This window comes from Methylobacterium dankookense (assembly GCF_902141855.1).
In the GTDB taxonomy this organism is placed as follows: domain Bacteria; phylum Pseudomonadota; class Alphaproteobacteria; order Rhizobiales; family Beijerinckiaceae; genus Methylobacterium; species Methylobacterium dankookense.
In genome coordinates this window covers 40,921-52,887 of the sequence record NZ_CABFVH010000039.1, presented here as the reverse complement: position 1 = coordinate 52,887, position 11,967 = coordinate 40,921, and the positions used below count along the sequence as shown (strand labels likewise).

Here is an 11,967-nt window from a genome sequence, read left to right as displayed (position 1 = left end):
GGCGACCCTCGCCTCGGCCCAAGCCTTCCTCTACGCCGCTGCCGTCATGATCCTCGTTCGACGGCTGGGACGCGCCTCATGACTTATCGGACGGACTCTAACGCCCTGATCGATCAATGCGTCTCTGAATCTCTTCGTAGAAAAGACATGATATGACCGCCGCGTGCTCTAGATCGATGGCGTTTCGGGGTTCGAATCTTTTGATTTCACCTATTATTTTGGATTTCTGCGCATGGAATTTTGCGATCCAATCACAAGTGCTCTGGGGGAAAGCGAATAAGGAATTCCCCAACTGTTGATTCATAAGGGTTTCTTCTGGAAGATGAAAGCGATTGCGTGTCAATCCGAAACCGAATGCGTGCTGAAACGGAGTGGCTTGAATGCGATAAAATGTTCGGGCGGATGTTCGGCGCCTTGCTCGTGGTGACTTCGCGGCGCCAGCCGTCCCTACCGCATGAGGACGGCCCCTATGACGATGGCCGACGGCCGCGCACCACAGAAGGCTAGCCAGCGCCGTTCGTCACAGTGGGAACCGTTTGCACGCCTTGCGTGGGCAGTTTCTTCAAGAATGCCCTCAGGGCATCCGTACGCCGGTAGATGCGACCTCTCGCTCTATCCGGGTCAAAAGCCGGCTTGTACCCACGCCTGCGCATGAGGTGGTACACGGCGATAAAGTGCAGGCCGAGCATCTGTCCGATCTTGACTGCCGATATGTACCCCCTCTGAAAGGTCTCGACACTCTCGGGGGTGGCGCGACGCGAGCGGCGGTCCGAACCGGAGGTCTTCAGGACGCCCTCTCGTACCAGGAATTGAAACGTTGCGCCGCCAATCCCAAGCAGCTTGCAAACCTGATCCCGTGTTGGCGCCTGAGCGGGTCGGCGTTGCGCCATCAATCCCTCGACGTCCGACCGTTTGAGGAGGATTCGGGATAGGCCTTGGCCACGGTCGCGCAGGCCTGCCAACGGCACCGTGCGGCGCGTCAGGGCCCGGAGGAGCCGCTCAAGGCCCAGGAAGCCGTGGCCATCCGTGAACTGCGTTGCGGCGGCGGCATCGATCAGGTCGATGGTGTCCGCGGCAGCCAGGACCGGCGCAGACCCCGCTATGTCGAAGAGCAGGTACTCGATCTCCACACGGCTATACCGGTAGCTACTCTTGTCGTGAGGGTTGTCCTGCGTTGACAGGTAGCCGGCAGCCTGCAGCGTCGACACGCCGTTCAAACTGACGCCGAGCAGGTGTGCAGCCTGTGTTCGCGTGAGGGCGTCGTCGTACATCTCCTTGACCGTTGGCAGGAGCGACCGGGCGAGCTTCACCCTAGTGTGGTTGACCTTACCCGGACCGACGACGCCGAGATCGTAGAGGATTGGGTAAAGTTCGCCGGACCACGGTGTGAGCCCGCAGGTCTCGTTCGCGTAACCGAGGGTGACCCAGCGCGACGCTTCCGCCGGGCACCCGAAGATCACTGTCTTCGGGCCTGCGGGAACGTTGGCCAGGAAGTGCCGTTCGTACTCCTCGCGCAGCGGCTGCGCCCCAGGCAAGTTCCATCCATCGAGCCTGTGCCCGAACAGGCGGTAGGCCCGGCTCGACCCGTCGTCCCGGCGAGCGGAACTCCCGAGGTTGTCCTTCGCGAGCCGGAAGAGGCTGTCCAGGAAGCGCCAATAGGCCCGAGGCCAGTGACGGAGGATGCGGAAGCTGGCCATCTTCGCCGAGAGCTTGGCTTCCCGGGAAGCGCCTCGCTTCCACAGGGTGCCCTTTGTTATCTCGGGCCATGGCGCTGGGGACGCCCCGTCAGCATGGCGACCGCTTCCTGCCCGGTACCGGTTGTTCCCGACCTGCCATCCCAGGGAAAACATCAACGCCGTCGCCTGCCCGAGCGGCATCGCGTCGAGCAGCGGGACGGCGCGGTGGGGTCTGCCGAGAAGCCGTCCGAGGATGTACGCGTCCGCCCGCGCATCCAACGGATCGACCCGCTCCGGTTCGACACGGGCCAGGTCCGCGCCGCATTCGCAGAACCGCACGTCCGCCGGCAGAAGCGTGAGGTGCCGTCCGCAGGACGGACACCGGTCGACCAACCAGGCCGAGTGCCTCGGGCAGACGTCGATGGCTCGCAGGTCCCACCAGCAGCGCCGGTGACAGCAGGCATAGGGGGCGGCTGCCTCGCCGTGCAGGCTCAGGTCGTCCCGAAGGCAGGCGACGCAGACCCGGCGTTCGGCGTGCACGAACCAGTCGTTGTTGTGGAACTTCTCGCCTCGGAAGTGGCGCGCGTGCCAGTCGGGCGTCGTGGTCCAGGATCGAACGAGGCCAGGTTCGAAACCGGCCAGTTCGGCGATCAATGAGGCGGCACTTCCGCCGACCGTGTCCTGATAGGACAACCCCACGTCGCCGGCGAAGGTGCGAAGGTCCGCGCGTCGGTGCCGAAGGGCCAGCCTCGCCAACAAGCCATAGGCGGGCTCCTCCTCACGGAAGCGGACCCGGAGCGCCAGCGAAGCCAAGTCGGTTTCCTTCCAGGCAGGTCCGGCGAGGCGGCGGACGCGGCCTTCTCAGGGACGGTTCCATCCTGCAGGGCGGAGCTGAAGAACCGGTTTCGCTGGTCGGCCTCCGCTCCCGTTGACGGTCGTTTCGTCCTCATTCGCCGCGCCGGTCCTCGTCATGCCTGGGGCCTGCCCGCTCGGCAGCACGCCGCCGGGCCCTCGCGGGGATGGCAGCGACCGGGCGTCGGCATGCCTCACGACCTGCCCGGCGTCCGTCGTCCAGGCCGGCCCATCGGGTGCGCGTCGCGCAGCACCACACAGCGGACCCGACCGGTGCACATCGCGCAAGTCCGGGCGAGGCGCGACACCGACGCCCCGCTCGCCCGCGCCTGTGCAGGGAGCGGCCGCCGGAGGGCAAGCCGGCGAACCCGACGGCCCCGTTCCGGTACGGGGCCGCCGGAACGAGCAGTGGTACCGCAGCTGTGCCTAGCCGCCGCACTGGCTGGACCCGACGGCCTGCCTCCTGGCATCCCTGTCCTCCTGACGCGGTCGCGGAGCGGAAGCCTCCGGCCGGTTCGGCGTCGCCGCACCCGCCTTGCCGCATCGGGCCAGGTCTGCCCGATGCCGTCGACAGGGTACCTCACGGCCTTGCCACCGCCAGCACTTGTCGCTGGGCGTCCGCGCGGAGGTAGAAGGTCTGACGGCATGTGGGCGGCCCAGCCGCGACGGCGACCTGCCGTTCGGCCATGAGCCTGGTCGCGCGCTTCGGGGAGGTGCCGAGGAGGCGCGCCGCCTCGCTGGCCGGCATGTACCGGCGCGCGAACGCGTCGACCTCGCCGCGCCGGAGGGAGCGCCGGCCCGGTCGGACCCGGCCCAGCAGGCCCGAACGCCGAAGCGACCGCACCGCCTCGTGGTGGACGCCCAGCGCCTTGGCGGCCTCCTCCACCGTCAGGCCATCGTCCTTCCGAAGCCGGCGGAGGTCCGCGGGCCTTACCATGATCGCCGCCAGGGACAGGCGCCCGGGCGCGACGCCGGTCGCCCGGACGTCGCCCTCCCGCAACCCGGTGCAGGCGACCTCGACGGGAACGCCCGCGGAGCGGCAGGCGCCGGCCAGCATGGCCGACCCATGCGGGAGCTTACGGCGAACCGGGACGCCCTCGATCAGGGTCCTCAGGAAGCGCTCGGCGGCCGCGACCTCGAAGCGGCTGGCCGCCCCGCCTGGTCCGCTGCCCACGGGCGGCACCAGCCCGGCCCCCACGATGCGCCGAGCCTGTGCCTTGCCGACCCCCAGGATCGCGCGCAGCCCCTTCGCGTCGGCCGTCCGATCCAAGGCCTCCCGCAGGCGGGTGAGACCCACGCCGTCGATGGGGAAGGCGACGCTCCGGCGGATGCCGTCGGGCAGCATGCCTCCCCGCCCCAGGATGGCCCGGGCGCGGGCGTGCCCCATGCCGAGGGACGATGTCGCCGTCGCGAGGTCAACGAGTGGCCCGCCGAGGCCGCCGCCGAGTGCCCGTTCCCGCTCCGGGATAACGCCGTTCGCCACCGCATGCTCCCGCAGGGCGGACTTCAGCATCCTGCCGAACTCGTCGTCCGGCAGGTTGGCGATCCAGAGCTCATAGATCCACCCGTAGGACCCGATCAGGCCTGGCCGCCCTTCCCGCGCCCGTCCCTCCGCCAGGACCTGGTCCAGGGCACGCGCGAGGCCGTGCCTCCGGTCGGCGAGGAGCCCCATGCCGGCATCCCGACATGCCGCCGCCTCGCTCCCGCTCAAACGTGGCTTGCGAGCGCTCCATCGCCCTGTTGCGACGAGCCCGAGCCGTTCCAAGGCGCGAACCGCGTCCCGGTAGGTCAGGGCATCGACGAGGGAAGTCCCCGAACGGATCCCGGTGAGGCGCCCCGCGAGGTAGTGGTCTGCCGGACTCGGCCGGCAGCCGTTCGCCTCGGCGGCCGGCAGGAGCGATGCCCCGCAGGGGCACCGGTGCACGGGACCGGCCCAGCCAGGTCCGCGGCCGCAGGCCGCGCACGTCTGCGCGAGCGGGACGCCATGCACCGCGCAGCCGAAGACCGACTTGACGTCCCACCAGAACCGGTGATGGGCGAGCCGCTCCGTCGGCAGGCCCCGCCCGAGTGCGAGCCGCGCGTCGTCGGCGAGGCAATGCGGGCACCAGCGACGGTTCGTCGTGGACCAATCGCCGAGCGCGATGCGCTGCCCGCCCAGGTCGACCGTGCGCCCCGGGGCGTTGACCCGCGGCGAGCGCTGCCCGAGCGCGAGCGGGTCGAAGCCCGCCAGGCGTGCCACGGCGTCGGCGCCGCCGCCGCGCAGGACGCTGCGAAAGGACAGGCCGCAATCCGCCGCGAAGCCGGCCGCGTCGCCGGGACGTCGGTGACGCGCGGCCAGGCGCATCAGGGTGCCGTGCGCGGGCTCGCCGGGCATTTCCGGCACGCGAAGCGCGAGCGGAGCGGCGCTCACGCCGGCCTCCCGAAGGCGCTCGGTGGTGCAGCCTCCTTCGTCCTGTGCGCCGTCACCCGCGACTGGTCGGCAAGGCGATCGCCGGCCATCTTGCGCCAGAGCGCGCGGAACGCTTCGCCCTGCGCCAAGTAGGGGTTGTCGTCCGACGCGGCCTCGGGGCCGGCGTCGCGCGCCCTCCCCTCGGCCTCTCCCGTCCGCCCGGCCGGGACCTCGTCGGGGAACCCAGCGTCGAAGTCCAGCAGGACGGCGGGCTTCCGCTTGAGGACCAGGTCGGCATACGCCCCGGCCATGAGCGGCAGGTCGATCCGGGACTTGCCGTCGGCCACCGCCGTCTCAAGCGCCAGGCTGAGATGAGCCGAGATGATGCCGACATGGCCGCCCGTCGCGCAATAGATGCGGGCGGCGAAATCGAACCCGATGAGGTTGGACGGCTCGGGCAGACCGAGGTGCCGTTCGAAGAATGCAAGCATCCCGAGGTACTTCCTGCGCCCCGTGCGGTCGCTCCAATTGTAGGGATCCAGGTGCACCGGCGGCCGGAAGCGCCGACGCAGCTGCCGGAGCTTCTTGGTTTCGGGGAGGACGCCGAGGTGCGGCAGTCCTGCGAGCACGATCTGCGTCGAACACATGTTCAGCAGCTGCTTTAAGAATTCAGCTGCATCCTCCAGGTCGTCCGTATTCTTATGGTCGACGATGTGGTGCGCCTCGTCGATCATGAGCACCTCGACGCCCATCTCCTCGCAGAGCATCTTGATCTCGCTGAGGATGCGCGCGGTGTTCCATCCGTCACGCAGTCGGTACCCAGGTTCGAGGGCATCGAAGATCGCCGCGGCGAGCTGACGCGGCGTGGTCCGCTTCGGGGCCTCGACGAAGATCACCGGCCGGACGTCGCCATCCTCCGTGGCCCGCTTCGGGTTCTCTTCCGCCAGGGTCTCCAGGATGAAGCTCTTGCCGGCTCCGGGCTCCCCGAGGATCAGCAGCGCGCGCGCCTTCAGCGGCTTGACCCCCTTCGGACGCCAGCGCCGACGCAAGGTCTCGATGGCGCGCCTCCCCTTCTTGAACAGCTCGTGGGGCACCACGGCATGCTCGAAGGTCTTGACCCGCTCACTGATATCCGCGTCCGTCGGCGTCATGCCCGGCTCCATTCGTCCATGAGGGCGTCGAGGTCTTCCGTCAGGCTCTCGTGGGCGGAGCTGGCAGAGGGGGGCGGCGCCGTCGGCGCCGGGGCGGAAGGCGTATCCGGCGCCACGGGCGCAACCGCGGTGGGGACCCGCTCGGCCGCCGGAGTGTCCTTGACCCGCTCCGGCTGACCCGCGTTCCGGGGACCGACGGGCGTGAAGTACTCCCCGTTTGGATAGCGATACCGAGCGACCTTGGCCGCGGTCGTGACGGACCCGCCGTTGCCGAGGATGCGGTCGCTCTCCTCCTCGACGCGCTGCTTGGCCAGAACGATGTCCTGCTCGGTGACGAAGCGGCCGGCCCCGGAGCTGCGCGCCTGCTGGAGGTGCAGGCCGGCCGCGAAGATCGACACGTTGCGGGCGATGGCCTGGTTGGTGCAGTCGACCGGGATGTGCTCGCCCGTCTCCTCGTCGAGGACCCAGATCCTCCAGAGGTCGAAGGGGTCGAACCGGACCTGGTAGAGCTTCTGGCGCCCGCCCCGCCGCTCGCGGAGGGCGGTCAGCCGGTCGGAATGGTAGTTGAGGCCTTCCAGGTGGATGCCGGTGTTGCCGATGGGCCGCTCTCGGACCTGGCCGATGAGTTCGATGATCTGGGCGTGCGACGGGACGGCCCGGATGCCGCCGTTGCGCGCGACGAGGTCGTTCCAGACGTCGAGCGGCCGCGCCTCCAGCGTCCTGTGCCGCGTGACATGATAGTCGTCGACGATGTAGCTGAGCAGGTCCCGGCGCAGCTGGGGCAGCGTGGTCTCGGCCCGCTTGATCGAGTTGTAGTCGCCGCGCGCGACCGCGCTGTGGAACGTCTTGCCCTCGCGATGGGCGTAGACCTGCGCGTTGAAGCGCCCGAACAGCCGTTCCAGCTTGCCCTTCAGCCACGGTGCCATGACCGGAAGGGGGCGGATGCGGAAGTTCATCGCCGTCTCGCTGCGCCGCAGGCTCTTCGACCGGAACTCCTTCCCGTTGTCCACGAACGCGAATTGCGGGATGCCCTCGCAGGGCCAGGGATTGCTCAGCCCCTCGATGCCGCGCAGGTCCTTCGGCCAGAACGCGTGCCCCATGCAGCGCTGGAGCGCCGCGTAGCTCGGCACCTCGAAAGACAGATGGCACCCGATCAGCATCCTCGACGCGCGGTCGAGCGCGGCCGTGAACCACGGCCGGCCAATCGCGCGCCCGGTTTGCTCGTCCACGACGATCAGGTCGACCAGCGAATGGTCGAACTCGACCTCCGCCATCACCTTGGCGAGGGGATCCGTCTTCCGGAAGACATTGAACGTCAGGTAAGCCTTCCGGCCCCCTTCCCGCACCTGCATCTCCTCCCGCGCGTCGAGCATCCCGTTCTTGAAGGTGCGGAAGGCCGCATAGGTGGGATAGGGGCGCGGCTCGCCCTTCCTCCGCGGCTTGTCGGCGTCGAGGCCCTTGCCTTTACAATGGTCCTCAAACTTGCCGTACGCGTAGGTCAGCGGCGGCCGGCGGCGGTCCTTGACCAAGTAATACTTCTCGATATGGGCCCGCATCTCGACGTAGATCCACTCGGCATAGCGCTGCGTCCGGTCGCCCCGACCACGAAAATCCGGCAGGAGCACGCGGATGTCGCGGTCGTGCGTGATCCAGGTCCGGTACCAGAGCTCGACCGTGCGGGGCTTCGGAACGACGAGAGGCTGCCCCTTCTTCGGCCGCTTCAGCTCGGTGGCAGCCTTGCGCTGCCGCTGGCGCCGCCGCTCCGCGAGCGCCGCCGCGTAGGCGACGTCCTCCTCGCGCCATTCTCGCTCGAAAGCCGCGAAAACGTGAAGCGCCGCCCATACGTAGCTCTCCTCCAGCGTCTCCCCCGCCCCGTGCCAGTCATCCACCTCGCGCACGTACTCGGCCCGGCGCAGGGCGATGGTCTTGAGGTCTTCGGGAAAGGCCTCGAACGCCTTGGACAGGCAGTAGGCCACGTGTTCGTCGGCCTCGGGGTCGGCGGCATAGAGCTCGACGGCATGGTCCAGGCGGAGGTCGTGGATGTGATCGTCCGACCAGGTGACCGCGTCCTGGTCCCCGAGCTGCACGAGCCAGCCCTTCCGCTTCCGCTTCAGAACCTTCCAGAGTTCGGGACGGCCTCCCTCGCGCTGCACGTGCACGTGCGCGCCGGGATGGAGCTCGATTTGGGCGGCGCTCACGCGGTCCTCCGGCCGACAAGACGGCTTCGCAGGGAGAGGGGCTGGTCGAGGTCGATCCGCAACTCGTCGAGGGCAACGAGCCCGAGCAGCGTACAGAGGGCGTCCGGGCCGAGGCCGGCCGAGCGCAGGAGCTCGCCGGTGGTCCCCGGGCAGGTGCCCGCCCGAATGGTTCGGCGCAGGGCCGCGAGCGCCGGCTCATCCCAGACCGGTCCGGCGTGGCAGAGGATCTCGCGCGCATTCTCAAGGCGCGGTGACCGCCGGATCTCCTTCTCGGTCCATGTCTCGAACGTCGCCCCGCGCCGCGCGCTTTCCGCTTCGATAGCCGGGCGCCTGCCGCCCAGCGAAGGGTCCTTCCGAAGGCGACGCAGGGGCTTGACCTCGCGGTACGCGCGCGCGCCGGCGGTGGTCAGGATCAAGAAGTCGGGCACGTACCGACGCACCTTGCCGTCCTGCCGCCAGCGAAACGCCTCCGGCTGCGCCCAGAAGCCATCCACCTCGGGATCGACGCACAGGATGGTAACCAGGTCCGCCTCCAGCAGGCTTTCGTAGGGGACGTCTCCCTGCATCCGGTGCGACCAGATGCGGTGCATGAAGGACCAGCGGCTTCGGCCTTCCGCGCCCGTGCGAACCGGTGCCCAAGGCTGTTCCGCGCCGGGGGGAGCGCGCCCGGGTGCGAAGCCGGGCCGAAACGGTGCCTCAAGCGAGAACGGCAAACTCCTACCTCCCTTGCCTCGTGATCGTCGCTATCGCGGTGGGCCGACACGCCGGCAGGCTAGCGCGGGTCGGCTAAGCTTGACTGAACCTCATCTCGCCAGTCTGCCGGGGCCGTCTCCCGGACCGGCTTCGGCTCGCGACGCGAGGCGCCCAGCGGGTCGGGAGGATCCGGTTCCCGCCCCGGCTTCCGAGCGCCTGCCCGCTATGCCGGATTGGCCCGCGAACGGCGCGCGGCGACGGGCGACCGACGGCTGGCCGGGCCCAAGGAGCTGGTACGGTCCCGGCCATTACGTCGGCCAAGGCCTCGACCCCCCGCCCCGGGAGCACCCCCTCGCCGCGCGGCATCCGGGCGTCGGCGGCGCGAGCGCCAAACCGTCACCGGGAGCCGGTGGGCGACGGCTCGGACGAGGCGGAACGTTTCCGGCGCGCGGCCGCAAGGTCGATCACGTTGGTCGCCCCGGCCGAAGGCAACGTCCGGTTTGCCGCGTCCGGTCTCGCCGCGGCCTGCGGTCCGCCGCGGAGGGAGGCCGTCCCAGCGGAGGCATCCCCGCACGGCACGCGGTGCCAGGCGCCATGGACCAGCGCGAAGATCCAACGCGGGTCGGCTGCGTCGACCGCCACGCGAACCCGGCGCTCGCCGGCCATCCGGGCCGCCTGGACGGCAGGAGACGAGTAGATCCGGCCGTGGACCCGCACGCCCAGCTGGGTGATATGACGGTTGACGTAGATCGTGTCCCGCTGGCCGGGGCCCGCGTCGAGGCATGGGTCACGGTCGTCCGGCCCTTCGCGCTCCGGCGCATCGCGCTCGTCCGGGCCGTGCCTGCTCGGGCCCGTCGCGTCGAGGTCCCGGTCCCGCTGCACCCCCGGCGAGACGGGCGTCGGGTCGAACGGCAGATCGAGCTGATGCGGCCGGGGCTTTCCGTCCGGGGTCTCAGTGGAGGGGTCTTGCCCTCCGGTGCCGCTGGTCATCATCGCGCTCCATAACGGTTCCGCGCGGGCACGCGGCCCGGCGAGCCGGACGTGCCTTTGCGGGTCAGTGACGGACCGACGGGGGCGCGAAGCGGGCTTGCGGCCCGGAATCGACTGTGCGATCGATGTTCGAGGAGCGCACGGGACCCCCGGCCGGCGGAGCCGGCCGACGTCGATCCTGGATATCCCTTAGGGCGCTGTCGTGAGCGTGGTGGCCCTGAGGGAGGATGGCTCTGATGAGACGCGCGGTCCTGGCAGACCGCGCGTCTCAGCCCGCCTGCGGCGGCGCGCGCGAGCAGGCGCGGCAGCTCGATCCGGTCATGCGCCGATCTCCTCCTGACGTGGCTTGTGCCGCGCGTATCGATTCCAGACGCAGGGCCGGTCCGTCAACAGCAAAATGCGCCGGCCAAAGTATCGCAGGCTTGGACGCCAAGGTTGGTATTTCAAGTTCGGCAGGTCGTTCCGCCCGAATTTTGTCACGCGTCAAGGATTGACCGTGGTTGAGCTGGTGGAAGGATTGGGCGTCATTTCCTTTAATTGCCATCGACCGGCCTGCGCTCGCCTCCGGGCGAATTGGATACTTCTCGAAGGATTGGCATCTCAATCCTTGAAGGTCCATTCCGCGTCCATGATGCCGCGATCCGGCTCGGCGAGGCACGGCCGTCCCGCTCGCGCGCCCCTGTTCCCGCAGGGGGATCGGCGTCGGTCCGACTTGTGAGGGGTTGCAGAAAGCGAATTATAGCAGCGCCGCCCCTGCCCGCACATCCGCCGAGCGCTTCTTCCTGTTGATGAGGCGGCGCAAGGGACGTTTGTGCCGTTCATATATGGTAGGCTTTTCAGCCGCACGGCGATGACAGGGCAGATCGTCCTTTTCGGCCTAGCCGGAGACCTGGTCCCGCGCCCCGCGGCCAACACGGTCCTGCTGCCGTGCATCCAGCTCAAGAAGTTCCGCCTCGGCATCGCGCTGGTCGCCTGCTTCAGCATCGGCCTCGCGCTGAGGATGGTCTCGGCGGGGACTGGCCGGGTGGCACGTGGCGGCCCGCTGGTCCGCGTTCGGCGCCTTCGCCCGGTGGGCCCCCTACGCCTCGACCGCGCTGATCGTGCCGTTCAGGCTCTGCACGGACCGGCTCGGCTGGAAGGGCATCCGGCACGGAGGCGGGAGCCATGTAGCCGTCCCTACACCGGTAGGCGGATGACCGGTCCATCCCCGCCGCATCAAGCACGGGTACTCCGAGCAGGAATCCTTTCACCCGCCGGATGCGATGTTGGGACCGGCTTTTGAAGAACACGTACAACCACGCGAGGCCGCCCCCGTCGTTGGGCGACCTTCCACCCGCACCTTTCACCCTCCCGGACGTTGCCTTCCGGCCACCCAGGACCGCCGCCACGCGGTAACCTCGGTCCGGCCGGTCCACGGTGCCGGTCAAGTCTCCCTCATCCCTGGGCGCGAGTTCGCCTGTGCTCACGCCTCACGCGCGTGGCCCGTAGAAGCGGTACGCGTTCCGAACCACTCCGGGTTCGTGCTCCCTCGGGAGATCGCGCCCATCCGTCATCGCGTTGATCACCTCGAACGCGTCCTCGATCTTGTCGAAGGCGCGACCGCCTTCGAGGTCCGGCACGAAGGTCCCATCCGCTGCCAGGAAATAGATCACGTCGGCGTGTCTCAGGTATACGTGATACTCGTCCGGCCGGTCGTCGCCCAAGGTCAACCTCCACCTACGCGAGCGGCCTATATGGAACGCATTCCGACCGGCACACACCGTAGAAAGTACGGTCGCTCGGGATCTGGGATTGATCGCCTCCTGTGGCGGTCCACTGCGCGGCGTGAGACGTCGAGCGTTCCAGCGCGACGCACGAAATCGCGTTGGCCGAGCGAGCGTGTGCCTAGCTGGTCAAGTGGCGCTAGCGCGGGAGTGCGGTGGGGAGGCACCACGCCGGACGCCGCCCGGCAACCTCGGCTACACCTTTCCGACCTCTATCGGAGAAGGTCGCGCCGCCTCCGGACGGCGTCGATTGCA

7 protein-coding genes are annotated in these 11,967 nt (G+C 69.1%); all 7 read right to left on the bottom strand.

From position 1 onward, the window contains the following. Positions 1-503: 503 nt before the first annotated feature. The 7 genes from MTDSW087_RS22460 to MTDSW087_RS22425 all read right to left on the bottom strand — a co-directional run bounded on the left by MTDSW087_RS22460 (position 504) and on the right by MTDSW087_RS22425 (position 11,652). A complete protein-coding gene (locus MTDSW087_RS22460; protein ID WP_144767101.1) occupies positions 504-2,489 on the bottom strand; it encodes a TniQ family protein in 1,986 nt (661 codons plus the stop codon). 619 nt (positions 2,490-3,108) lie between these two features. Continuing rightward, positions 3,109-4,938, bottom strand: coding sequence for a helix-turn-helix domain-containing protein (locus MTDSW087_RS22455; protein ID WP_144767100.1), 1,830 nt, complete (start codon positions 4,936-4,938; stop codon positions 3,109-3,111). Beyond that, positions 4,935-6,068: a TniB family NTP-binding protein gene (locus tag MTDSW087_RS22450; protein ID WP_186383963.1), complete on the bottom strand. Its 1,134-nt coding sequence runs from the start codon at positions 6,066-6,068 to the stop codon at positions 4,935-4,937. The genes MTDSW087_RS22455 and MTDSW087_RS22450 overlap by 4 nt, the downstream gene beginning before the upstream one ends. Beyond that, complete coding sequence (locus MTDSW087_RS22445; RefSeq protein WP_144767098.1) at positions 6,065-8,266, bottom strand: Mu transposase C-terminal domain-containing protein; 2,202 nt, start codon at positions 8,264-8,266, stop codon at positions 6,065-6,067. The genes MTDSW087_RS22450 and MTDSW087_RS22445 overlap by 4 nt, the downstream gene beginning before the upstream one ends. Continuing rightward, on the bottom strand, positions 8,263-8,856 hold the full coding sequence (locus MTDSW087_RS22440; RefSeq protein WP_144767097.1) for a hypothetical protein: 594 nt from the start codon (positions 8,854-8,856) through the stop codon (positions 8,263-8,265). The genes MTDSW087_RS22445 and MTDSW087_RS22440 overlap by 4 nt, the downstream gene beginning before the upstream one ends. A 499-nt stretch (positions 8,857-9,355) precedes the next feature. Continuing rightward, on the bottom strand, positions 9,356-9,949 hold the full coding sequence (locus MTDSW087_RS22435) for a hypothetical protein (protein ID WP_144767096.1): 594 nt from the start codon (positions 9,947-9,949) through the stop codon (positions 9,356-9,358). Between the two features lie 1,469 nt (positions 9,950-11,418). Beyond that, the gene (locus MTDSW087_RS22425; RefSeq protein ID WP_144767095.1) at positions 11,419-11,652 is read right to left on the bottom strand and encodes a hypothetical protein; all 234 of its coding nucleotides are present in this window, start codon (positions 11,650-11,652) and stop codon (positions 11,419-11,421) included. Positions 11,653-11,967 lie beyond the last annotated feature (315 nt).